We start from the raw sequence: 22,143 nt of genomic DNA on the forward strand, positions 1-22,143 counted from the left end.
AGAACCGCGACAGCGCAAGGCTTCGCGGTTTTTTTATTGCATCGGCAAACCGGTCCGATGCGTGGACCGGCGCGTCATCGAAGAACGAGACGCGGCTGCCGGCTGGCGTCGCGCCGTCGATGCGCGAAACGGCGGCCCGGACACGTGATGCGCGCCGACACGGCGTCGCAGACCGCGTCCGACGGCGATCCGGTTGAATTGTTCGAGTGAATGGAATCAGATTGCGGTTTTCGGCTCGCGGACTGCTCGCACGAGCGTGACGCGCCAGCATCCAGCCGCCGCCAGCGACAGCCCGCTCGCCACGAAGATCGCGACACGCACGCCTGCGCCCGGGGTCTGCGCGGTGCTCATCAGTGCGCCGAAGATCGCCACGCCGAATGCCGAGCCGCTTTGCCTGCTCGCATTGAGCACGCCAGCCGCGATGCCCGCACGGCTCTTTTCGACGGCGCCCATCATCGCGGCCGTGACGGCCGGCGTGATCACACCCGAGCCGAATCCGACCGCGGGAAAACACAACGCCACGCGCCAGTACGGCGCATCGCTCGCCAACGCCAGCAACCCCGCGAAACCCGCTGCGTAGAGCAGGAATCCCGCGACCACGACCCGGCGCGCGCCGAACGACCGGCACAACCGGCCTGCCGAGAAACTGCCGGCCGTCACCAGCACGGTGAGCGGCAGAAATGCGAGACCGGTCTGCAACGGCGGCCAGCCGCGGTTCTCCTGGAAATACAGGCTGAGCAGGAACAGCAATCCGTAGAAAATCAACGCCGACACCAGTGAGACGAACACCGACGCGGAAAACACCGGAAGACGAAACAGGCCGAGCGGAAGCATCGGCTGCGCGCGGCGGCGCTCGATCGTGACGAAGCCGGCCCAGGCCGCGACGGCCAGCACGATGCCGCCGAGAATCGGCGTCGATCCCCATCCCAGCTTCGCGCCCTCGCTCAGGATCGCAACCGAACTCCCGAGCGCGACGATCGCCGCCACCTGGCCGGCAAAATCCATATGCGCTCCCCCCTGGCGATGCGATGCGCGAGGAACGCGCGTCGTCAGCCATGCACCGCAAACGGCGAGCGGAACGTTCACGAAAAAGATGCTTCGCCATCCGAACCAGTTGATCAGGAGACCGCCCGCGAGCGGGCCGGCCGCCATCGCGATGCCGCCACAACCGGCCCAGACGCTGATCGCCCCGGCTCGCTCCTGTGCGTCCGGGTACGCCGAGGTGATCAGCGTCAGCGAACACGGCACGAGCAGCGCGGCGCCGACACCCTGCAGCACGCGCGCAATGACCAGCGTCGCGAGATCGGGCGCGGCGCCGCATAACGCCGACGCGGCTGCAAACACCAGCAAGCCGGTCAGGTACACGTTCTTCGCACCGAGACGATCGCCGAGCAAGCCTCCCGTCAGCAGCAGGCTCGCGAACGTCAGCGTGTAGGCATTGACGACCCACTGCAGACCCGATAAATCCGAGCCGAGTGTTGCCGCGATCCGCGCGAGCGCAACGTTGACGATCGACGTGTCGAGTATGACGACGACATAGCTGAGGCTCGTCGCCAACAGCACGCTTTTCTTAAATGCGATTGTTTCATTCACGTGAATGAGGCCCCTTGCGGAATAGCGCGTTGACTATAAGCGCGAGGCCTTCGACAATGCTTCGGCGCGTATCGAAGTGTGGAAGTGTGCCGGATCGAACATCGATTCGCGATACGCAAAAGACAATAAATGGAACCGGAGAGAAACAGTGAGTCAGCACAATATTTCAACCGTGGCCCACCTGATCGCGGAGCCCGTGCGTGCCGTGATCCTGATCACGCTGACGGACGGTTGTGCCCGCTCGGCGAGCGCGCTTGCGGAAGTCGCCGGCGTCACCGCTCAAACGGCGAGTTCTCACCTGGCAAAACTGCTTGACGGCGGCCTGCTGAAAGTGGAAAGCAAGGGCCGGCACCGCTACTACAGTCTGGCCGGCCCGCAGGTTCCCCGCGTGCTCGAGAGCCTCGCGTCCGTTGGCCCCGTCTCGCAGGCATGGCGCACGACGCCGAATCGTTCCGCGCGGGAATTGCGCTTTGCGCGCTGCTGCTACGACCATCTCGCCGGGCAAATCGGCGTTGCCGTCACACAGCGCATGCTCGAGCGCGGCTACCTCGTCGGGCACGGCGAATACGCGTACGAACTCACACCGAGCGGGCATTCATGGCTGCAGCAACTCGGCCTCGACGTCGGCAGTCCCTTCGCCAATCAGGCAGGATACGCGCACCGGTGCCTCGACTGGACCGAGCGGCAATTTCATATTGCCGGCGCACTCGGCGCCCATTTGATGAATGCATTCTGTACGTGGGGATGGATGACCCGCGGTCATGAGACCCGCGTCGTCGCCGTGACGCCGGCCGGCTGGGATGCGCTGCGTGAACATTTCGGCATCGAGCGCGACGCCGAACTGGACGCGCAGGCGCAGCGCGGCGCGCCGCGCTTCGCCGAACAACGCGAGACGGCCTGACCGGCAGGCCGCGGGGGCATCACGCAGGCGCGTCGACCGCCTGCAACGCCGATTGGCGGCGGTAACGGCCGGCGGCTGTCGGCTGCGGAGGACGTGGAGATCGCAGATATGAACAAGACTCGAAAATTCTTGCTACCGTTCGGAATCGACCTCAGGGTTGAAGACGGAATCGCAAGTATTGAATCCGACTTGCCGGAAGCGCTCCCCAGCTTCAATGATCCCGTCAAAAACGGATGCATCGTAGGGGTTGTTGAAGGCGTCGAGCAATTGCTGCTTTCGCTTGCGCGTGTCGGTGTCGATTTATCCAATCCGCAGTTCGAACAGGCAATCAACGATTGCATAGCCAACCTCCAATCAGGCTGATCGGCCAATTTCCATGTACGGCCAAGAGCGACCATTCCACGATCACGCGTTTATACTCCCGGGCACAGCAATCTGCGTGACACGACAAGGCCAAATGAAAACAAGAGAATTGTTGATCGCTTCGCTAGGAGCGTTGGTGTTGACTCAACCTTCACTATCCTTCTCGCAAAACATTAACGGGAAAAATCTCTATATACAAAGATGCGCGATTTGCCATGGCGCAGATATCAAGGGCACCGGGCCATTGGCCAAGAAAAGCAATCCTGCCACGCCTGACCTCACAACTGCTGCGTTCAAAAGGCGACTCCATGATTATCCAGGCGTCATTGTTTCATCGGTAATACTTCGTCCGAACGGGGACCTGATTCCGAGAACTTTGAGGGAGAACGGCGTAAAGCTTGCGCCGCACTCCTGGACCGTTCAGGATTTTCGCGATCTGAATAACTACATGAGTGACGTGATTTCCAAAAGCCGATGATTCCGTGTTGACCGTCTGACCGCGATGGGCCGGGTACTGTCGGATTCGGAAGCATCATCGGCAGAGCGCATTGCTGGCTAATCGTCGGGCCGGGTTCGGCCCAGACCGTGTCAAAACGTGCATGGGGCTACCGTTGTTCCTCTTCTGATCTGAACTGAAAATGTTGCCACTCTACAAGTTTGTCCTCGGCCCAATTCTGGTGATACAGGCACGCAGGCTAAGGCGAACGGCGCTACGCCTACCGGAGGCAGCAGGGCCTCGTTGCGGGAGGGAAGGCTCGCGAGAGGCCCTGCAACCGGACTTGCGAATTCTGGTTGTCGGTGACTCGTCGGCGGCAGGAGTGGGGGTCGACGATCAGGTACAGGCATTAGCGCAACCGGTTGCCAAAATGCTGGCTATCAAACTGGGCAGGCCCGTTACATGGCAACTGGTGGCAAAGTCGGGGGTCAACACTGAAGAGTCTCTAGCGTTATTAAGGCAGAGCGAATTACAGCCGGCGGACTTTCTCGTGACCGCATTGGGTACTAACGATGTAACGTCGCAACGTTCGCCACGCCAATTCCTGCAAGACTATCGGCGACTGGTTGAAGAAGTCCGCCGTCGCACCGGCGCATTCGGTCTGGTAGCAACAGGGCTACCGCCATTGCGAATTCTGCCAGCGGCGCAGCACCCGCTGCGCTGGTACCTGGGCCGATATGCCGCGTCTCTGGACCGCACGCTGCGGCGGTGGATTAGCCAGGATGCTGCCGCGCGCTATATATCACTTGATTGGGCAGCAAAGCCGCTCGAGATGGCCCGTGATCGATTTCACCCCGGGGCTGGGCAATATCGCTGTTGGGCTGAGCTCGTCAGCGAGCAGATCGTGGATTTACTGGCTAAGGATTCCGGGCCAGTGGTCGATCTGGGCATGTGCAACGTAAAGCTTGAACGTCCGCTGTAGAGGAAAGCGACTGGCTGAATCCGCCGTCGGCTACGGCCGACCGCGTCGGGCGGCAGTCGCCAGGAGCGGACTTTCGAGGTAGGCGGCCAGTTGGTCGACAATCACCGCAAGCCATCGTGTCCAAGAGATCGCCCGCCGAGTGAGTGGAGCAGCAGCGGGCTCAAGAAGCGTAATTGGCGAACGCCTTTTGGACCAGACCGTCAGGCCCAAAGAAAAATACTTCCGCAGCGAGCCGTCCGTTGGCACCTCGATAGTGAATGACGATGCTTCCTACTCCGGCTAGCGTCGCTATGCTTTCAAAGCGAAGGTCGGGAACCATTTTCAGCGCCTTTTCCCAATAGACTCTAACGTTGTCCTTACCCTGAAGCATCCCATCGGGCTCGCCCATGATCTGTGCAATCAGCGGAGACGACATCTCGAACCCGTCCGAGTAATGCGAGAGAATGCGATCGAGGTCGTGCGAATTCCATGCTTCGATCCATTCTTGACTAAACGCTTGCGCGAATTCCCGTGTGATAGTTTTCATGGTTGATTTGAAGGGCCCGGTAGAATTGAAAAGAGGTTGAACGGCTTGCCTCGATGTATATTGCCGTTCATCAAGCAGGAATTTCAATAGGTTTACGCAACTATGGTATCTGGAGCGGGAGCGGCCATGAAGGTACAGGTGCACATCGTGAATTCGCTGACGGATGGCGAAGCCGGGGGCAATCCGGCTGGCGTAGTGATTGACGCGGATGCGCTCGACACGAAACAAAGGTTGGCGGTCGCGCGAAAGGTCGGTTTGTCTGAAACGGCGTTCGTGTCGAAATCCAGTGTCGCGACAATCAAGCTGGAATTTTTCACGCCGACTCGGCAGATAGCACATTGCGGACATGCGACGATTGCTACCTTTTCACTTCTCAGGCAGCTTGGCCGGGTCAGTGACGGGAAGGTAACGAAGGAAACGGTTGACGGATACAGGAATATTCTGGTAGACGACCAATCGGTTCTGATGGAACAAGGCGCTCCGGCATATACATCGATCGAAGCACGGTCTGACCTGGCGAAAAAAATTGCGGAGTCGATAGGATTGAGAACGGCAGATATCTATCGCACTACAAGCCCGACGGTGGTCAACACGGGAAACAGCTTTCTGATGATCGCATTGCCCGATGGTTGCTCGGTTGCCGAGGTTAAGCCCGACCATCAAGCGATTGCGTTGATTAGCGAGGAACTCGACCTGATCGGCTATTACCTGTTTTCTCGCGAGACGGTCATCCCCGGCCGGCATGCCGGGACACGCATGTTCGCACCAAGATTCGGCATTCCGGAAGAATCCGCGACTGGAACGGCCGCCGGCCCGCTGGCATGCTTCATTTATGAGCGCATGGGCGCCAGAGATCCCGAAATGATTATCGAACAGGGATGGATGATGCAACCTGCGTCTCCGAGCATCATCAAGATCATTCTCGACATCGAGGACGGAAAGGTTGCGCGGTTGATGGCCGGCGGAAGCGCGACCATCAAACAAAGTGCCCTAGTGGAAATTTGAGCCGGAAGGTCGGCGGATCCCGAACAATCAATCCGGATCGTTGTCTTTGAGCGTCCGCTGACGAGAAGGCGGAACGTCTCGTTAGGGTGGTGGATTCAACCGGTCGATGCAACACACTAGACGCTGCGTATGCAGTGGAGGTGTTGCAAATGAAACAGCGGCGCAGGATCTACTACACCGAGACTCAAAAGGCCCTGATGTGGGAGCGGTGGCGCAAGGGTGACACGCTTCATCAGATTGCCCAACTGTTCGATCGCCACCATTCCTCTATTCAGGGGATTCTCGTCAGGACTGGCGGAATACAGCCAGCGCCTCGACACCGTTCAAAGCTGGCCTTGACGCTTGCCGAACGCGAGGAAATCTCGCGCGCAGTCGTCGCCGGCCAGTCGATTCGATCGATAGCGGCGCGGTTAGGACGTGCGCCATCTACGATCAGCCGCGAAGTGCAGCGAAATGGCGGAAGGCAGTACTATCGGGCGACCCAGGCCGACGCGCTCGCCTGGGACCGCGCACGGCGCCCAAAGACATGTAAGCTGGTCAGGAATCGGACACTCGCCCAGGTTGTGGCAAGCAAGCTCCGATTGCAGTGGTCGCCGGAGCAGATTGCGGGTTGGCTCAAGCACGTGTATGCAGTCAACAAGGACTATCAGGTGTCGCACGAGACTATCTATCGGAGCCTCTATATCCAGGCCCGTGGTGCGCTGAAAAGAGAACTGCTGGAACACCTGCGCCGTTCTCGGGCGATGCGTCGATCGCGTCAACACACACTAAAGACCGAGGACCGCACGAACATCCGCGATGCCATATCGATCAGTGAACGCCCGGGCACGGCCGAGGATCGAGCAATACCCGGGCACTGGGAAGGCGATCTTCTGTTCGGCAACGCCAACAGTCAGATTGCAACACTCGTCGAACGCCAGACCCGGTTCGTGATGTTGGTGAAGATTGCCAGCAAGGACTCTGACGCTGTCGTCAATGCTCTGATAAGACACGCCGGCAAGCTTCCGCAGGAATTGTATAAATCGCTGACGTGGGATCGGGGTACGGAGATGGCTGGCCACAAGCGCTTCACTGTCGCGACGGACATCAAGGTCTACTTCTGCGATCCCCAGCATCCCTGGCAACGCGGCACGAACGAAAACACGAACGGGCTTCTGAGACAGTACCTCCCAAAAGGAACGGACCTCTCTACCTACTCGCAGGCCAAGCTTAACGCCATTGCCCGACGGCTCAACGAACGTCCCCGCAAGACACTAAACTTCGATACACCGGCTGAACGATTCCATCAAGCTGTTGCATCGACCGGTTGAATCCACCGTCGGCATCGGCCAGTCCTAAAAAGATCGAGCGTAGGTCGTGGCGTAGCTTCGTGTGCCGATCCCTGTCAGACAAGGCGCAGGTACTGCTGCATCAGCATTCCCCCTCTCCATCAGAAAACGGCGCATCGCTCGATCAAACACCTACACGCCCTGCCCCGTCCTCACAGCACCGGCAACACCGCCCGAATATGCTCCGCAAACGCCGCCGTCAGATGCGACGGCCGCTTCCGGTCGAACCGCAGCGTAATGCCGACCGCCGGCAGCGGCGGCAGTCCGCGATCGCCGGCGAGGATGGCCAGATCCGCCGGCACCGCCGTCTGCGTCATCACCGCGAACGCCTGCCCCGAACGCACCAGCGCGGTCAGCCCCGCGAGGCTGCTGCTCGCATACGCGACGCGATAATCGCGGCCCGCGCGATGCAGTGCCTCACAGGCCGCGATGTGATCGAGCGTATCGGGATCGGACAGCGCGAGCGGCAACGGATCGAACCGCGCGGCATCGAGCCCCGGATAGCCGATCCACACCAGTTGCTCGCGGCGAATGAAGTCGCCGTCCGAACCATCGTCCGGCACGGACACCATTGCCAGATCGACCGCGCGCTTGTCGAGCTGTTCGAGCAGCCGCGGCGTCGGCCCGCACACGACTTCGACGATCGCCTGCGGATGCTGGCTCGAGAACTGCCGCAGCAGCGACGGCAGGAACACGCCCGCGTAATCGTCCGGGCAGCCGAACCGGATCGTGCCCGACAACCCGGTGCCGCACAGATCGGCCATCGCCTCGTCGTGCTGCCGCAGGATGCGCTGCGCATGTACGAGCAGCCGCTCGCCGGGATGCGTGAGCAGCACGCCGCGCCCGGTGCGCTGGAACAGCGGCTGGTCGACGCTTTCCTCGAGCCGCCGCATCTGCTGGCTGAGCGCGGACTGCGTGCGGCCGACCCGCGCCGCCGCGCGGCTGAGCGAGCGCACTTCGGCGATCACGACGAACGAGCGCAGCAGGTCGATTTCGAGCGAACGTGCCAAGGTATTAGCTCCTTTTCTACCTTGCATAAGAACTATTCGTTTCCATAAAACCAGACCGGCGCCTAGACTGCAAGCGATCCTTGGCCCTTGTCCGGAGAAGCCCGATGTCCCTGAACGACGACGCAACCTTCTGGCACAACGCCAGGCAGCACCTGATCCGCTACGGCGGTACGTTCGAACCGATGATCATCGAGCGCGCGCAAGGCAGCTTCGTCTACGACGCGGACGGCCGCGCGATCCTCGATTTCACGTCGGGCCAGATGAGCGCGGTGCTCGGGCACAGCCATCCGGAGATCGTCTCCGTCATCAACGAATACGCGGGCAAGCTCGATCACCTGTTCAGCGGGATGCTGTCGCGCCCCGTCGTCGACCTCGCGACGCGCCTCGCCGACCTCACGCCGCCCGGGCTCGATCGCGCGCTGCTGCTGAGCACCGGCGCGGAATCGAACGAAGCGGCGATCCGGATGGCGAAGCTCGTCACCGGCAAGTACGAGATCGTCGGCTTCGCGCAGTCGTGGCACGGGATGACGGGCGCGGCGGCATCCGCCACGTACAGCGCCGGCCGCAAGGGCGTCGGCCCGGCCGCCGTCGGCTCGTTCGCGATTCCGGCGCCGTTCGCGTACCGGCCGCGCTTCGAGCGCAACGGCACTTATGACTATCTCGCCGAACTCGACTACGCATTCGACCTGATCGATCGCCAGTCGAGCGGCAACCTCGCCGCGTTCATCGCGGAGCCGATCCTCAGTTCGGGCGGCATCATCGAATTGCCCGAAGGCTACATGGCGGCGCTCAAGCGCAAATGCGAGGAGCGCGGGATGCTGCTGATCCTCGACGAAGCGCAAACCGGCGTCGGGCGCACCGGCACGATGTTCGCGTGCCAGCGCGACGGCGTGACGCCCGACCTCCTCACGCTGTCGAAAACCCTCGGCGCGGGGCTGCCGCTCGCGGCCGTCGTCACGTCCGCGCGGATCGAGGAACGCGCGCACGAACTCGGCTACCTGTTCTACACGACGCACGTGTCGGACCCGCTGCCGGCCGCGGTCGGCCTGCGCGTGCTCGACGTGGTGCAGCGCGACGGCCTCGTCCAGCGGGCGAACGTGATGGGCGACCGGCTGCGGCGCGGGCTGCTCGACCTGATGGAGCGCTTCGACTGCATCGGCGACGTGCGCGGACGCGGCCTGCTGCTCGGCGTCGAGATCGTCAAGGACCGGCGGACGAAGGAGCCGGCGGACGGCCTTGGCGCGAAGATCACGCGCGAATGCATGAACCTCGGGCTCAGCATGAACATCGTGCAGTTGCCCGGCATGGGCGGCGTGTTCCGGATCGCGCCGCCGCTGACGGTCAGCGAAGCGGAAATCGATCTCGGGCTGTCGCTGCTGGAACAGGCGATCGCACGCGTGCTGTAACCCCGCCGCCCGTCGCTGCCGCACGAAGCGCGTACGATCTGCGTACACTATCCGGCAGGCAACGACGACGGGCAGCGAGGCGAGCGATGGCAAGCGCGGCAAACGACAACGGCACGAACGAACACTGGCTCGTCGCGCACCGCGATCCGGAAACGGGGATCGAAAGCCTGCGCGCGCATTTCAGCGGGCATGCGTACGATCCGCACGATCACGACGACATGCTGATCGGCTTCACGGAACAAGGCGTGCAGCGTTTCCAGTGTCATCGGTCGCTGCACACGAGCGTGCCGGGCCGCGCGATCCTGATCGAACCGGGCGCGCTGCACGACGGCCATGCGCCGGAAGCCGGCGGCTTCACCTACTCGATGCTGTACCTGCCGCAGGCGTGGGTCGAACGTGCGGCACGCCGAATCGATCTTCCCGGCCTGAGCGGCGTCGAAGCCGCGTTCGGCCATACGCTCGTCGACGATCGCCGCCTCGTCGACGCGATCCGCCACGCGTTTCTCGCGATCCACGGCAACGAAGGCAAGCTCGCGCGCGACCAGACGCTCGACCGTCTCCTCACGCGCCTCGGCAGCCAATTGCGCGAGTCGGTCGCGGCAAGCGCCGACACGAGCACGGGCACCGTGCCGCCGGCGATCGTGCGCGTGCGCGACCTGCTGCACGCGCATATGGACGGCAACCTCGGCCTCGACGAACTCGCCGAACTGGCCGGCATCGACCGCTTCCGGCTCACGCGGCAGTTCCAGCGCGCATACGGCACGTCGCCGCACGCGTATCTGGTTCGCCTGCGCCTGCGCGCGGCGCGCCGGCTGCTCGCGGCGGGCCGCACGCCGGCGCAGGCCGCCGCGGACGTCGGCTTCGCCGACCAGAGTCACCTCGGCCGCTGGTTCCGGCGTGCGTATAGGATGACGCCGGCCGCCTATCGGCGGATGTGCACAAACGTTCCAGACTGATCGCGCCGGCTATCCGATCATGAGCGCTTCAACGAGGAGCACTCATGTTCGATACGAAAGTGGCATTGATCGTGCGCGACGATCTCGCGGCGTGGCAGAAACTCAACGTGGTCGCATTTCTCGCGACGGGCGTCGCGGCCGGCGCGCCCGAAGCGCTCGGCGAGCCTTACGAGGATGCGGCCGGGAATCGCTACGGCCGCATGTTCGGCCAGCCGATGCTGGTGTTCGCGGCCGATCTCGACGGCCTGCAGGCCGCGCATCGGCACGCGCTGTCGCGCGAAGTCAGGATCGTGCCGTACGTGCGCGCGATGTTCTCGACCGGGCACGACGCGGCCAATCGCGAAGTGTTTCGCGCCGGGGACGCGACGAATCTCGATCTGGTCGGCCTTGCATTGCACGGGCCGAAGAAGGCCGTGGATAAAGCCGTGAAGGGTCTGGCGTTGCACGCGTGAACCCGGCGTCCGGCTCGCTGCCGCGGGCCGCTTCCATGCCTGGCCGACGCGTCCGGCCGAACCGTTCGCCGTGCTTGCTGGCGAGCCACACGCCGAGCGCGACGACGACGATGCCGAGATAGGTCGTCACCGGAATCCGGTCGCCGAACATCCACGCGGCCCAGGTCAGCGTCACGGGCGGTTCGAGATAGACGAGCGTCGCCACGCGCGTCGCGGGCATGCGCTTGAGCAGCGCCCATAACGTCAGGTAAGCCATGAACGTCGAGAACACCGTCAGCCACACGACGGACAACCAGACGTTCGGCTGCGTCGGCACATGCAGATCGCCGGTGACGAGCCCGCATGCCGCGAACAGCACGAGGCTCACGCACCCCTGCACGAACAGCGGCAGAAACAACCCGTCCTCGTTGCTGCGCACCGTCGTGAGCGCGCGCCGCCGCTGATAGATCGTCGCGATCGACAGCCCCAGCGCGGACACCAGCGGCAGCAGGTACATGACGATGCCGACCGATTCGGTCGGCAGCGCGTATTGCCCGCCGATCACGATGCCGACGCCGATGAATCCGAGCACGAGCCCGGCCCACTGGCGCGCGCCGCTGCGCTCGCTGCCTTCGAACGTCGTCATCGCCGCCGTGATGAGCGGCTGCAACGCCGCGACGATCGCCGCGATGCCCGGCGGCAGCCCATGCTGGATCGCGACGTAGACGCAGGCCAGGTAGAGGAACTGCGACAGAAAGCCGATCACCGCGTGATAGCGGATCTTTTCCAGCGTCAGGCGCCCGAGCCGCCTGTTGAGGACGATCGCCAGACAGAGCGTGACGAGCAGAAAGCGCCAGAACAGCAGGTTGAACGCACCGGCCGTCTCCGCGCCGAGCTTGGCGCCGATGAAGCCGGAACTCCACGACAACACGAACACGAGCTGGATCAGGAAAAGCTGCATCGGAACGGCGCCCCTCAGAACGTGACCGTGGATGTGTGCCCGTCGCCCAGCTCTTCGAACCGGATCGGTTCGAGACCGAGGCGAAGGTACTGCATCGCCGCGTCGTCGCGAAGGCTGCGTTGCAGTGCCAGCCAGTTGACGACCGTGCGCGGGATGCCGTCGTCCGACGCGAGATGCCAGAAGCCGTTGTCGTCTTCGCGTGTATACGGGCAATGAAACGACAGCACCAGCGACATGCGCCGCCCTGCCTCGACTGGTTCGACGCCATGAAACAGCTTGCTGCCGTAGATCAGCAGCGCGTCGCCCGCCTGGCTCAAATCCGCCGTCTTCACATGCGCGCGTTCGCGATCGTGCCGATCGAACGTCTCGGCAGTCGATTCGTAGAAGAGAAAGTTTCCGCCCTCGTATTCGGATCGATCCGACAGCACGATGTTCAGCACGAAACTGGTGCCGTCGGTGTGCCACATGCCGACCTGCTCCTTGTCGTCGCGCTCGCGCGTCGGGTAGTAATAGTTGAACTGCGAGCGCGCATTGATCATCGGATACGGGATCAACGGCGCGCCGGCCAGACGCGACAGCCGCAGCAGGAACGCGCGGTCGTGCATCATCGCGTCGATGAAGCGCGAGCGGTTCGTCACCGCACGCACCCGCTTCGAGATGATCCAGTTGCTGTTCGACGCGCTGCGTTCCAGCGTGCGGCCGATCTCGCGCAACGCGTGAACCGCTTCGTCGGAGAACAACCCGCGCAGGCTGCACACCGCGTTGAGCGCGTTCGACTGCGTGCCGCGCATCGGCACGTCGCGATAGCCGAGATCGTCGAGGTTGCGGCGATACCGCACCTGATAGCCGTCGCGCAGGAAGCCGCTCGTCCAGCGCATCCGTTCCGCAACGGTAACCGTGTCGTCCACGACATTCGCGTCGCCGGCCAGCGAGGTCCGCAGCGCAAGCCTCACCCGATCGAACCCGCGCGCAAACACCGGCAGTGCATTTCCCTTGTTCATCGCGTGCCTCGCTCTCGTCGTTGCGGCCCCGGGCGCTAGCCCTTGAACTGCGCAATCTGGTACACGACGCTGCCGTCCCCGCTGCGCAGCTCGTCGATCACCCGGCAGTTGCCGTGGCTGCTGCGCACGTGGCGGAATTGCTCGGGCGTGTATTTCAGGCAGACGTTGGTGATCAGATGCCCGTGGACGCCGGCCTTCGACACCGGCTGCAGCGTAACCGCGACGTGGAACTGATCGCCCAGCAGGTTCAGCCGGACGATCGACACGTCATGCTCGCCGTGCGGCTCGAAGCCCTGCTGCCGGCTGACGACTTCGGAGAACCGCACCATGTTCTCGTTGCGGTAGAAGTCGTAGATGTGCGCTTCGCGGCCTTCCACGAACAGCTGCATCTCCGACACCACGTAGGTCGACTTGCCGCCGAGATTGCGGATCAGCCGGCCGATCGTCACCGGCAACTCGTTGCCTTCCTGGAACCCGAGCATCGTGATGAAGGTCATGTCCTGGCCCAGATCGATGTGGTTCCATTGCACGTTCCGGTAGTCGTCGGCGATGTAGTTGAAACAGCCGGGCGTCTTCAGGAACGGCATGATCGCGTCGCGCATCGCGTGTTCCGACGACTCGTTGATGTCGACCGCCGTGTAGCGCAGATGGTCCGGCCCGCCGCCGCTGACGCCCTTCATCAGTTCGGTCGTCTTGACCGGCTCGGGCCCGAGTTCGATGTAGTGAACATGGCGGCCGCGCGACAACGTGGCGAGACGCTCGCTCAACGCACCGATCGCTTCCCGCAACGATCCTTTTCCGTTGCGATCCGCACATAATGCAGGACTCCGAACCCCCAATTCGTTCAGGTTCCGCATCAAGGAGAAGACTTCACGCCCCGCCTCGCGTTGCCGCGCGGCATCGTCCGTGCGCTGCAACGTCGAATACTTCTCGTGATTCTCGACCGTCCATACCGACTCCGCCTTCAGCTTCCTGTCCCGCACCAATGCATCCACTACAAAATCATTGATAGACATGAATCGTTCCCCGGGATACGTGTCACGCTCGATCGAATGCCTGCCGTCGTCCGCCTGTTGACCCGAGGATAGGGAGGCGCAATAATTCCGTCAATCGACATTACCTGAATCACTGATTCGGAAAATCAAAATCATGCCGCGCACCCTGGACGTCGACCTGCTGCGTACCTTCCACGCCGTCGCGAAGCTCGGCCGCTTCAAGGATGCGGCCGCGTATGTGAATCGCAGCCCGTCGTCGGTCACGGCACAGATCCAGAAGCTCGAGGAGATGGTCGCGCAGCGGCTGTTCACGCGAAACAACCAGGCCGTCGAGCTCACGCAGTTCGGCCACAAGCTGCTCGGCGACACCACCGAGTTTCTGTCGAGCCACGACCGGCTGGTCGAATCGCTGTCGCCGCAGATCCTGACCGGCAAGTTGCGGCTCGGCATCCCCGATTCGTATGCCGCGCATTTCATGGCGGAATTCCTGCCGCGCTTCGCCGCCGACCGGCCGTTGCTCGAACTGACCGTCGAAGCGCGCTCCAGCGAGGAACTGCAGCAGCTGTTTTCCCGCGGCCAGCTCGACATCACGATTGCCGTCGTGCCGAAAGCGCTGCCGCACGCGGAACTGCTCAGCAAGACTCATCCGGTGTGGGTTGCCGCGCGCACGTTCAAGTTCAATCCCGACGCGCCGCTGCCGATCGCCGTGCAGCTGCAGGGATGTCCGTACCGCGACACCGCGCTGAACGCGCTGAAGAAGGCGAAGATCGCGCACCGGATGCTGCTCGAGAGCGCGAGCTCGCCGGCGGTCGAAGCGTGCATCGCGAATGGCCTCGCGGTCGGCATCATCGAGCACGACCGCGTGTCCGGCAACCTGACGAGCAACGTCGCGGGGATCGCGTTGCCCGATCTGCCGCCGCACCTGATCACGATCCTCACGGACGACAGCAATCGCGCCGCGCTGCATTTGCGCGACGTGCTGAAAAGCACGTTCAGGATCAGCTAGGGTAGAAGAGTCATCAGCAGGTCGAGGCCGAACCGCTGCTGATAGAGGTGTTTCGCGTCGCCGTAGTGATTTTGCGTCGATCCGAGTGCTTCGCCAGGTGTAGTCGAAATTGCTACGATCGAAGCCGAATCGGCTACACAATTCCCGTAAACCGCCGGCCCATTGCAGGCCGGCGGCTTTCTCTCGTCAACCGCCGAGATACGCCTGCTTGATCCGGTCGTTCGCCAGCAGGTTCGCGCCCGTGTCGGCGAGCACCACGCGCCCCGTTTCGAGCACGTAGCCGCGATCGGCCACACCCAGCGCCTTGTTCGCGTTCTGCTCGACCAGGAACACCGTGACACCCTCGTCGCGAATCGTCCGGATGATGTCGAAGATCTGCGCGATCACGAGCGGTGCGAGGCCGAGCGTCGGCTCGTCGAGCAGCAGCAGGCGCGGCTTGCTCATCAGCGCGCGGCCGATCGCCAGCATCTGCTGCTCGCCGCCCGACATCGTGCCGGCCCGCTGCGCCGCGCGTTCCTTCAGGCGCGGAAACAGCTTGAACACGTGCTCGATGCCGTCGTCGATTTCATGACGGCTCGCGAAGAATCCGCCCATCTTCAGGTTCTCGAGCACCGTCAGGCTCGGGAACACGCGCCGTCCTTCCGGCGAGATTGCCATCCCCTGCCGCATGATCTGGTGCGTCGACATCGCGGTGATGTCGTTGCCCTCGAACAGCACGCGGCCCGACGACGCGCGCGGCGTGCCGCACACGGTCATCATCAGCGTCGTCTTGCCGGCGCCGTTGCTGCCGATCAGCGTGACGATCTCGCCCTTCTTCACCTCGATCGACACGCCCGCGAGCGCCTCGACCGCGCCATAGTGCGTATGGACCTGTTCCAGCTTCAGCATCACTCTTCCCCCAGATACGCCTTGATCACGCGCGGGTCGTTGCGGACCGCTTCCGGCGTGCCGATCACGATCGGCCGGCCGTGCTCCATCACGAGGATGCGGTCCGACACGCCCATCACGAGGCTCATGTCGTGTTCGATCAGCAGCACCGACACGCCGAACTCGTGGCGCAGCTTGTCGATCAGGTGCTGCAGCTCGATCTTCTCCTGCGGGTTGAGACCGGCCGCCGGTTCGTCCAGCATCAACAGGCGCGGCTCGGTGATCATGCAGCGCGCGATCTCCAGACGCCGCTGGTGCCCGTACGACAGCGTGCCCGCCTGCCGGTTGGCGACCGACTTCAGCCCCATCCGGTCGAGCCACACGGCCGCGCGTTCGAGCGCTTCCTTCTCGGCGCGACGATACGCGGGCGTCGAGAACAGGCCCGGCAACAGCCCCGACTTCACCTTGCGGTGCTGCGCGACGAGCAGGTTCTCGACCACCGTCAGCGACTTGAACAGGCGGATGTTCTGGAACGTGCGCACGAGGCCCTTCAACGCGATCTGGTGGCTCGGCAGCCCGGCGATCGCGTGGCCGTCGAGCACGACGTCGCCGCCGGTCGGCTTGTAGAAGCCGCCGACGCAGTTGAACACCGTGGTCTTGCCCGCGCCGTTCGGCCCGATGATCGCGAACACCTCGTTGCGGCGCACGTCGAAATCGATGCCGTCCACCGCGAGCAACCCGCCGAAGCGCATCTGCAGCCCGGCGACCTTCAACAGTTCCGTATTCGCGCTCATTGCGGCAGCTCCACGTGGGGACGGCTCGCGGGCAGCAGGCCCTGCGGACGCCACATCATCATCAACACCATCACGAGACCGAAGATCAGCATCCGGTACTCGGCGAAGCCGCGCGCGACTTCCGGCAGCACGGTCAGCAGGATCGCCGCGAGAATCACGCCGAGCTGCGAGCCCATCCCGCCAAGCACGACGATCGCGAGGATCAGCGCCGACTCGATGAAGGTGAACGATTCAGGATTCACGAGGCCCTGACGCGCCGCGAAGAACGCGCCGCCGATGCCCGCGAACGCCGCGCCGAGCGTGAACGCCGACAGCTTGATGCGCGTCGGGTTGAGACCCAGCGAACGGCAGGCGATCTCGTCGTCGCGCAGCGCTTCCCACGCGCGGCCCATCGGCATGCGGATCAGGCGGCTCGTCACGAACAGCGTGAAGCCGACCAGCACCAGCGCGATCAGGTACAGGAAGATCACCATGTGTTCGCCGCTGTATTCCAGCCCGATCAGTTCATGGAAGGTCTTCGCGCCTTCGACGCTCGCCGAGCGCGCCATCTCGAAGCCGAACACCGTCGGCTTCGGAATGCTCGAGATGCCGTCCGGGCCGCCCGTGAGGCTCGTCAGGTTGTTCGCGAGCAGGCGGATGATTTCGCCGAAGCCGAGCGTGACGATCGCGAGGTAGTCGCCGCGCAGGCGCAGCACCGGGAAGCCGAGCAGGAAGCCGAACGTCGCCGCGGCGATCGCCGCGATCGGCAGGCACTCCCAGAACGACAGCCCGAAATACTGGTTCAGCATCGCGTACGTATAGCCGCCGACCGCGTAGAACCCGACATAGCCGAGATCCAGCAGCCCCGCGAAACCGACCACGATGTTCAGCCCGAGGCCGAGGATCACGTAGATCAGCGCGAGCGTCGCGACGTCCACGACACCGCGCGAACCGAAGAACGGCCACACGAGGCCGACCGCGAGCAGCCCCCAGATGATCGCGCGCTGCTGCTGCGCGCCCATCGCGGGCATCGCCGGCAGCTTCACCGCCGATTTCGCGCGCACGAGCCATGGCTTGAACAGCTGGAACAGGAACACGGCCGCGACCGCGATCCACACCGGACGCCAGTGCGGCGTGAGCACCACCTGATAGCCGTCGAGCTTCAGCTGCAGGCCGAGCACCGGAATCGTGAGGATCGCCGTCAGCAGCGCGGCGGCCGCGGCGTTCTTCAGCGCCTGGCCGACCGACGCGTCGGCGGCCGGGCGGCGAACGGAAATGACTTGACTCATCTGCGTCTCCCTCAGACCTTTTCGATGTCCGACTTGCCGAGCAGGCCGGTCGGGCGGAAGAGCAGGATCAGCACGAGCAGGCCGAACGCGACCACGTCCTTGTACTCGGCCGGCATGTAGCCTGCGGCGAAGGTTTCGGCGAGGCCCAGCAGCACGCCGCCGAGCATCGCGCCCGGGATGCTGCCGATCCCGCCCAGCACCGCGGCGGTGAACGCCTTGATGCCCGCGACGAAGCCGATGTACGGGTTCAGCTTGCCGATCGTCAGCCCGATCAGCACGCCGCCGACGGCCGCCAGCATCGCGCCGAGCACGAACGTGAACGAGATCACGCGGTTCGTGTCGATGCCGAGCAGGTTCGCCATCTTCATGTCTTCGGCGCACGCGCGGCACGCGCGGCCCATCCGCGAATGCGAGATGAACAGCGTGAGCGCGATCATCAGCACGACCGTCACGCAGACGATCAGCAGACGCGCATACGGAATCGTCACGTCGTAATCGCCGCCGAGATGGATGTCGAATGCGCCGGAGATCAGCACCGGCACGGACACGTCGCGCGCGCCCTGGCCGATCTGCACGTAGTTCTGCAGGAAGATCGACATGCCGATCGCGGAGATCAGCGGCACGAGGCGCGGGCCGCCGCGCAGCGGGCGATAGGCAACGCGCTCGACCGCGAAGCCGTACAGGCCGGTGACGAGCACCGACACGATCAGCGCGGCGCCGAGCACGAGCGGCAGCGGATAGCCGGCGGAGATGCCGATGGCGGTGAGGGTCACGAGGCCCACGTATGCGCCGATCATGTAGATCTCGCCGTGGGCGAAGTTGATCATGCCGATGATGCCGTAGACCATCGAGTAGCCGATGGCGATCAACGCATAGATCGCACCCAGCGTCAGGCCGTTGACCAGCTGCTGGGCGAATTGAGGAAAGAAGTCAGTCATGTGCGGGAAGCTCCCGTTGGCGCTGGGTCGCAGGCCGTCGCCGGATCACGGCGGTCGGCCGCGTGCAACGCACGGTGTCGTCTCGGGCCGCCCGTCGGCCGCGCAATGCGGTCATGCGCGGCGCGAATGCACGCCCGCCCCGTCCGGGTCTCGGACAGGGCGGGCGCGCGGGCGGGTACGCCGGATTACTTGGCGGCGGTCTTCGTCGCGTCCTTGTGCCACGTGTAGACGACGAACTTGAACGCCTTCAGGTCGCCCTGGGCGTCATACGCGACCTTGCCGATCGGCGTGTCGAACGTCGTCTTGTGCATGTACGCGGCGACCTTGGTCGGGTCGGTCGTCTTCGCGCCGGCGATCGCGTCGGCGATGATCTTCACCGCTGCGTACGACGGCATCTGGAACGGGCCGTTCGGGTCGCGCTTCTTGTCCGCGAACGCCTTCACGAGCGCCGCGTTGGCCGGATCGGCCGAGAAGTCGGCCGGCAGCGTGACGAGCATGCCTTCCGAAGCCGGGCCGGCGATCGCCGTCACGTCCTTGTTGCCCACGCCTTCAGGGCCCATGAACGTCGCCTTCACGCCCTGCTCGCGCGCCTGGCGCATCAGCAGGCCCATTTCCGGGTGGTAGCCGCCGAAGTAGACGAAGTCGACGCCTTGCGACTTCAGCTTCGTGATGATCGCCGAGTAGTCCGAATCGCCGGCGTTGATGCCTTCGAACAGCACGACCGGGATCTTCGCGCCTTCGAGGTCCTTCTTCACCGACGACGCGATGCCCTGGCCGTACGACTGCTTGTCGTGCAGGATCGCGACCTTCTTCGGCTTCACGTTGTTGATGATGTAGTGCGCGGCGGCCGGGCCTTGCTGGTCGTCACGGCCGATCGTGCGGAAGATGAAGTGGCGCTTCTTGCCTTCCGTCAGCTGCGGCGCGGTGGCCGACGGCGTGACCATCACGATGCCTTCGTTCTCGTAGATGTCGGACGCGGGAATCGTCGACCCCGAGCACACGTGGCCGATCACGTACTTGATCTTCTGGCTGACGATCTTGTTGGCGACGGCGACGGCCTGCTTCGGTTCGCATGCGTCGTCCATCTGCACGACTTCGAACTTGTTGCCGCCCGCGCCGCCTGCCGCGTTGATCTGTTCGATCGCGGTCAGCGCGCCGGCCTTCACCATGTCGCCGTATTGGGCGACCGAGCCGCTCATCGGACCAGCGATGGCGATCTTCACGGTTTCCGCTTGCGCGGCGGCGGCGCCGGCGGCGAACAGCACGGCGGCGACGGAAATGGACGTAAGACGGGACAGCGTCATCTGGGAGCTCCTCGATGTTGTTTAGTCATACGGGCAAAGGCGGCATGACTTGCGCAATCGAACAGCACCCGGGGCGAGGACATGGGACACGCCCGAGACACATGAAGACGGACCTGCGGATGAATGTTGCGTAGCGGGGCCCGGCTCTTGCAGTCCCCCAAGGGGGACGTCTGGTTCGGAAAGACATCGTGATGCGTCTTGCATTGCGCAAGCGTTTCGCCTGCCCCGCTTGCCAACTGCTTGTTCGGAGGGATGGTCCGACAGCCGTTGGCAAGGCAGTCGAAATTATATGGGGGTTTTTAAATCGTCTGTCAAAAATGCCGCTTCTATGAGGGAAAACACGGAGAAACTTGAGTGGTGTGGGGTGGCGATTTGGGAGCAACTCGGGCTGGTGGAGAACGTTTGCGGTGGGTGCAATTGGGTTGCGATTTTGGGTGGGGTTTTGGGGTGGTGGCTTGATGGGTGGGGCTTTGCGGCGATTTGTGATTGTGGATCGCGAGATTTTTCGTTTTTAGGGGTCGGTGTGTTTTAAATCAATCGACTGAGGATTGCGTGGGCGCGCACCAACGCGGGGCGGCCGGTTGGATCGGTTAATCCTTCCATATGCTGACGTTTAAGGCGCCAACGAAAGCTGGTTGTTATTTTTATGAAATAATGCGAACTCGCCTCTGCAATCCAGCCAGCCCCCGCGAACCGCACCCGCCGCGCTTCGCCGTCGCTTCAGGGCCGCTTCAACGCCCGTCCGTCGTTCAGTCTCGCCAGCCAGTGATCTGCCGTTTTTTCAATGCACATCACCTGCGTCGGATCGCATATGAATCATCCCTTCCGTCTTTCTTCCGCCGCCGCGCTTGCTTGTGCGCTTTCTGTTTCTACCGTCGACGCCTCGGGCCGCGATTCGCTCGTCGATCGTTCGGGCGGTGCCAACGTGTTTCGTTCGGAACGTCAGGCCGTGGCTCGCGAGGATGGGCGCTCGGCACGCGCAACCCGGCGCGGAAAGTACGCTGCGCCGGCTGAACGCAGCCCGTTCGATACGCCTGATACGCGGCCGGTGCGTGTGTCAGGCGATACGCTCGAATCGCACACTCCGGCCGTACCCGAATCCGATTTCGTATTGCCCGCGAATCGCGTTGCGCTCGGCGCAGGTGGGAGCGACAGCCTCGGGCGCGCTTTGCCCGGATATGAACAGCGTGAGCAGAACTGGAACGAATACCTGCGGGCAAATGGCTCGCGACCTGTCGGCAGCGGCGGCTCGTATGCGCCAACGCGGGCTTACGATGCCGCGCGCGGGCCGCACGGTACGCCGAATCCGTTTAATCCGTCAGTGCCGCAACCGGAGACACGGACGTTCTACGACAACGGCGCCGGTACGCATTGCACGGCTACAGGTGGCGCCGGAACGTCGCGGTCGTCGTGCAATATCGCTTGGTGATGCGTTGGGGCGGCCGATAGCGGCTACCCTGCCTGGCGCGCTGCGCGACGGCGCGCAGCGCGGCCGCGTCTTGCGGCGTTGCCTTTTACAGTTTCGTGATGATCAGCCTGCCAGGCTCAATATCAATCCGCGCCTTCTGGCCGGGTACGAAACACGCATCTTCAATCAGCCACATTCCACCAATCTTCATGTACGGGTAGAACTTCTCCGGCTTGATGTCGGTTTTCGGGGTACCCCACATTTCCTGGATCGTGACGAAACGTTCCGTCTTCGGTGGTCGTGCTTTATGATTCGGCTTAGCCATGGGCAACTCCTCGATAGTTGGCTTTGGTTAGCGGGTCGTGAGTGTTGGTAGCACTTGCGGCCCGCGCTCGTTTACTGCGGAATATTTTTTCGAATCCCTCCCTTTTTTCTGTTTCGGTGAAAACCGGGCTTCACCCCGGCTTACTAGCTACGCGGTGTCCATTTACGCGCACAACGCATAGGTGATCATTACCCATTGGACATTGCCCATTAGACCATCATTACCTCCCAATGTTTTTTGTTTGGCAAAACATTAGCCATTGGTTAGATGTTTTGGATTCACTCAATCTCGATTTGGCATGTAGATCGACTACAGGACAACAGATAACAAATGGAAACG

At 63.2% G+C, this 22,143-nt stretch carries 22 protein-coding genes and 1 pseudogene; 11 read left to right on the plus strand and 12 right to left on the minus strand.

Annotated elements, in window-relative coordinates; all coding sequences use genetic code 11:
• Positions 1 to 216 precede the first annotated feature (216 nt).
• Positions 217 to 1,563: an MFS transporter gene (locus DID99_RS28605; protein WP_260444723.1), complete on the minus strand. Its 1,347-nt coding sequence runs from the start codon at positions 1,561 to 1,563 to the stop codon at positions 217 to 219.
• 202 nt (positions 1,564 to 1,765) lie between these two features.
• Here DID99_RS28605 and DID99_RS28610 point away from each other — a divergent pair, with 202 nt between their 5' ends.
• From DID99_RS28610 to DID99_RS28625, 4 genes are all read left to right on the plus strand, one after another.
• A complete protein-coding gene (locus tag DID99_RS28610) occupies positions 1,766 to 2,494 on the plus strand; it encodes a helix-turn-helix transcriptional regulator (protein ID WP_260444724.1) in 729 nt (242 codons plus the stop codon).
• A gap of 108 nt (positions 2,495 to 2,602) precedes the next feature.
• Complete coding sequence (locus DID99_RS28615; RefSeq protein ID WP_185733833.1) at positions 2,603 to 2,857, plus strand: hypothetical protein; 255 nt, start codon at positions 2,603 to 2,605, stop codon at positions 2,855 to 2,857.
• A gap of 94 nt (positions 2,858 to 2,951) precedes the next feature.
• Positions 2,952 to 3,335: a cytochrome c gene (locus tag DID99_RS28620; RefSeq protein WP_124668020.1), complete on the plus strand. Its 384-nt coding sequence runs from the start codon at positions 2,952 to 2,954 to the stop codon at positions 3,333 to 3,335.
• A gap of 301 nt (positions 3,336 to 3,636) precedes the next feature.
• The gene (locus tag DID99_RS28625) at positions 3,637 to 4,275 is read left to right on the plus strand and encodes an SGNH/GDSL hydrolase family protein (protein ID WP_260427234.1); all 639 of its coding nucleotides are present in this window, start codon (positions 3,637 to 3,639) and stop codon (positions 4,273 to 4,275) included.
• 160 nt (positions 4,276 to 4,435) lie between these two features.
• Here the strand turns inward: DID99_RS28625 and DID99_RS28630 are convergent, their stop codons facing one another.
• Positions 4,436 to 4,801, minus strand: coding sequence for a nuclear transport factor 2 family protein (locus DID99_RS28630; protein ID WP_124668022.1), 366 nt, complete (start codon positions 4,799 to 4,801; stop codon positions 4,436 to 4,438).
• Between the two features lie 126 nt (positions 4,802 to 4,927).
• Between DID99_RS28630 and DID99_RS28635 the strand changes: the two genes are divergently transcribed.
• Positions 4,928 to 5,806 (plus strand): PhzF family phenazine biosynthesis protein, encoded by an 879-nt coding sequence (locus DID99_RS28635; RefSeq protein ID WP_124668023.1) that lies wholly within the window; start codon positions 4,928 to 4,930, stop codon positions 5,804 to 5,806.
• A gap of 149 nt (positions 5,807 to 5,955) precedes the next feature.
• Positions 5,956 to 7,116 (plus strand): IS30 family transposase, encoded by a 1,161-nt coding sequence (locus DID99_RS28640; RefSeq protein WP_124573287.1) that lies wholly within the window; start codon positions 5,956 to 5,958, stop codon positions 7,114 to 7,116.
• A gap of 170 nt (positions 7,117 to 7,286) precedes the next feature.
• Here the strand turns inward: DID99_RS28640 and DID99_RS28645 are convergent, their stop codons facing one another.
• Complete coding sequence (locus tag DID99_RS28645) at positions 7,287 to 8,171, minus strand: LysR family transcriptional regulator (protein WP_185733834.1); 885 nt, start codon at positions 8,169 to 8,171, stop codon at positions 7,287 to 7,289.
• A 77-nt stretch (positions 8,172 to 8,248) separates the two neighbouring features.
• Here DID99_RS28645 and DID99_RS28650 point away from each other — a divergent pair, with 77 nt between their 5' ends.
• The 3 genes from DID99_RS28650 to DID99_RS28660 all read left to right on the plus strand — a co-directional run bounded on the left by DID99_RS28650 (position 8,249) and on the right by DID99_RS28660 (position 10,958).
• Positions 8,249 to 9,550 carry an aspartate aminotransferase family protein gene (locus tag DID99_RS28650; protein ID WP_124523218.1) on the plus strand — a complete coding sequence of 434 codons (1,302 nt, stop codon included), beginning with the start codon at positions 8,249 to 8,251 and terminating at the stop codon, positions 9,548 to 9,550.
• Positions 9,551 to 9,636: 86 nt separating this feature from the next.
• Positions 9,637 to 10,506: an AraC family transcriptional regulator gene (locus tag DID99_RS28655; RefSeq protein WP_124668025.1), complete on the plus strand. Its 870-nt coding sequence runs from the start codon at positions 9,637 to 9,639 to the stop codon at positions 10,504 to 10,506.
• Between the two features lie 44 nt (positions 10,507 to 10,550).
• Positions 10,551 to 10,958: a DUF2000 family protein gene (locus tag DID99_RS28660; protein WP_124485251.1), complete on the plus strand. Its 408-nt coding sequence runs from the start codon at positions 10,551 to 10,553 to the stop codon at positions 10,956 to 10,958.
• Positions 10,959 to 11,094: 136 nt separating this feature from the next.
• On the opposite strand, the pseudogene DID99_RS28665 reads toward DID99_RS28660, so the two are convergent.
• The 3 genes and pseudogenes from DID99_RS28665 to DID99_RS28675 form a co-directional block, all read right to left on the minus strand.
• Positions 11,095 to 11,898, minus strand: a pseudogene (locus DID99_RS28665) (DMT family transporter); the annotation flags it as partial.
• A gap of 14 nt (positions 11,899 to 11,912) precedes the next feature.
• Positions 11,913 to 12,899, minus strand: a complete 987-nt coding sequence (locus tag DID99_RS28670) for a 2OG-Fe(II) oxygenase (RefSeq protein ID WP_124668026.1) — start codon at positions 12,897 to 12,899, stop codon at positions 11,913 to 11,915.
• Between the two features lie 35 nt (positions 12,900 to 12,934).
• The gene (locus DID99_RS28675; protein WP_044846851.1) at positions 12,935 to 13,915 is read right to left on the minus strand and encodes a hypothetical protein; all 981 of its coding nucleotides are present in this window, start codon (positions 13,913 to 13,915) and stop codon (positions 12,935 to 12,937) included.
• 133 nt (positions 13,916 to 14,048) lie between these two features.
• On the opposite strand from DID99_RS28675, the gene DID99_RS28680 reads away from it, so the two are divergent.
• The gene (locus DID99_RS28680) at positions 14,049 to 14,900 is read left to right on the plus strand and encodes a LysR substrate-binding domain-containing protein (RefSeq protein ID WP_124485249.1); all 852 of its coding nucleotides are present in this window, start codon (positions 14,049 to 14,051) and stop codon (positions 14,898 to 14,900) included.
• A 186-nt stretch (positions 14,901 to 15,086) separates the two neighbouring features.
• Here the strand turns inward: DID99_RS28680 and DID99_RS28685 are convergent, their stop codons facing one another.
• From DID99_RS28685 to DID99_RS28705, 5 genes are all read right to left on the minus strand, one after another.
• On the minus strand, positions 15,087 to 15,788 hold the full coding sequence (locus tag DID99_RS28685; RefSeq protein WP_044846849.1) for an ABC transporter ATP-binding protein: 702 nt from the start codon (positions 15,786 to 15,788) through the stop codon (positions 15,087 to 15,089).
• Complete coding sequence (livG, locus tag DID99_RS28690) at positions 15,788 to 16,561, minus strand: high-affinity branched-chain amino acid ABC transporter ATP-binding protein LivG (RefSeq protein WP_044846848.1); 774 nt, start codon at positions 16,559 to 16,561, stop codon at positions 15,788 to 15,790. The genes DID99_RS28685 and livG overlap by 1 nt, the downstream gene beginning before the upstream one ends.
• Positions 16,558 to 17,829, minus strand: a complete 1,272-nt coding sequence (locus tag DID99_RS28695; protein WP_124668027.1) for a high-affinity branched-chain amino acid ABC transporter permease LivM — start codon at positions 17,827 to 17,829, stop codon at positions 16,558 to 16,560. The genes livG and DID99_RS28695 overlap by 4 nt, the downstream gene beginning before the upstream one ends.
• Positions 17,830 to 17,840: 11 nt before the next feature.
• Positions 17,841 to 18,767: a high-affinity branched-chain amino acid ABC transporter permease LivH gene (livH, locus tag DID99_RS28700; protein ID WP_044846846.1), complete on the minus strand. Its 927-nt coding sequence runs from the start codon at positions 18,765 to 18,767 to the stop codon at positions 17,841 to 17,843.
• Between the two features lie 185 nt (positions 18,768 to 18,952).
• Positions 18,953 to 20,071 carry a branched-chain amino acid ABC transporter substrate-binding protein gene (locus DID99_RS28705; RefSeq protein WP_044846845.1) on the minus strand — a complete coding sequence of 373 codons (1,119 nt, stop codon included), beginning with the start codon at positions 20,069 to 20,071 and terminating at the stop codon, positions 18,953 to 18,955.
• A gap of 784 nt (positions 20,072 to 20,855) precedes the next feature.
• Here DID99_RS28705 and DID99_RS28710 point away from each other — a divergent pair.
• Entirely contained in the window at positions 20,856 to 21,500 is a 645-nt protein-coding gene (locus DID99_RS28710) for a hypothetical protein (protein WP_124668028.1), read from the plus strand.
• An 85-nt stretch (positions 21,501 to 21,585) separates the two neighbouring features.
• On the opposite strand, the gene DID99_RS28715 is transcribed toward DID99_RS28710, so the two are convergent.
• Complete coding sequence (locus DID99_RS28715; RefSeq protein WP_044846844.1) at positions 21,586 to 21,804, minus strand: hypothetical protein; 219 nt, start codon at positions 21,802 to 21,804, stop codon at positions 21,586 to 21,588.
• Positions 21,805 to 22,143: the final 339 nt, after the last annotated feature.

This window comes from Burkholderia sp. Bp8986 (assembly GCF_003854225.1).
Classification (GTDB): Bacteria; Pseudomonadota; Gammaproteobacteria; order Burkholderiales; family Burkholderiaceae; genus Burkholderia.

Coding starts and splice junctions, on each gene's coding strand:
- DID99_RS28715 (WP_044846844.1), bottom strand. CDS start 21,804: ATGGCTAAGCCGAATCATAAAGCACGACCACCGAAGACGGAACGTTTC.
- DID99_RS28655 (WP_124668025.1), top strand. CDS start 9,637: ATGGCAAGCGCGGCAAACGACAACGGCACGAACGAACACTGGCTCGTC.
- DID99_RS28705 (WP_044846845.1), bottom strand. CDS start 20,071: ATGACGCTGTCCCGTCTTACGTCCATTTCCGTCGCCGCCGTGCTGTTC.
- DID99_RS28645 (WP_185733834.1), bottom strand. CDS start 8,171: ATGCAAGGTAGAAAAGGAGCTAATACCTTGGCACGTTCGCTCGAAATC.
- DID99_RS28630 (WP_124668022.1), bottom strand. CDS start 4,801: ATGAAAACTATCACACGGGAATTCGCGCAAGCGTTTAGTCAAGAATGG.
- DID99_RS28685 (WP_044846849.1), bottom strand. CDS start 15,788: ATGCTGAAGCTGGAACAGGTCCATACGCACTATGGCGCGGTCGAGGCG.
- DID99_RS28680 (WP_124485249.1), top strand. CDS start 14,049: ATGCCGCGCACCCTGGACGTCGACCTGCTGCGTACCTTCCACGCCGTC.
- DID99_RS28635 (WP_124668023.1), top strand. CDS start 4,928: ATGAAGGTACAGGTGCACATCGTGAATTCGCTGACGGATGGCGAAGCC.
- livH (WP_044846846.1), bottom strand. CDS start 18,767: ATGACTGACTTCTTTCCTCAATTCGCCCAGCAGCTGGTCAACGGCCTG.
- DID99_RS28695 (WP_124668027.1), bottom strand. CDS start 17,829: ATGAGTCAAGTCATTTCCGTTCGCCGCCCGGCCGCCGACGCGTCGGTC.
- DID99_RS28710 (WP_124668028.1), top strand. CDS start 20,856: ATGCACATCACCTGCGTCGGATCGCATATGAATCATCCCTTCCGTCTT.
- DID99_RS28620 (WP_124668020.1), top strand. CDS start 2,952: ATGAAAACAAGAGAATTGTTGATCGCTTCGCTAGGAGCGTTGGTGTTG.
- DID99_RS28615 (WP_185733833.1), top strand. CDS start 2,603: ATGAACAAGACTCGAAAATTCTTGCTACCGTTCGGAATCGACCTCAGG.
- DID99_RS28670 (WP_124668026.1), bottom strand. CDS start 12,899: ATGAACAAGGGAAATGCACTGCCGGTGTTTGCGCGCGGGTTCGATCGG.
- DID99_RS28650 (WP_124523218.1), top strand. CDS start 8,249: ATGTCCCTGAACGACGACGCAACCTTCTGGCACAACGCCAGGCAGCAC.
- DID99_RS28675 (WP_044846851.1), bottom strand. CDS start 13,915: ATGTCTATCAATGATTTTGTAGTGGATGCATTGGTGCGGGACAGGAAG.
- DID99_RS28640 (WP_124573287.1), top strand. CDS start 5,956: ATGAAACAGCGGCGCAGGATCTACTACACCGAGACTCAAAAGGCCCTG.
- DID99_RS28660 (WP_124485251.1), top strand. CDS start 10,551: ATGTTCGATACGAAAGTGGCATTGATCGTGCGCGACGATCTCGCGGCG.
- livG (WP_044846848.1), bottom strand. CDS start 16,561: ATGAGCGCGAATACGGAACTGTTGAAGGTCGCCGGGCTGCAGATGCGC.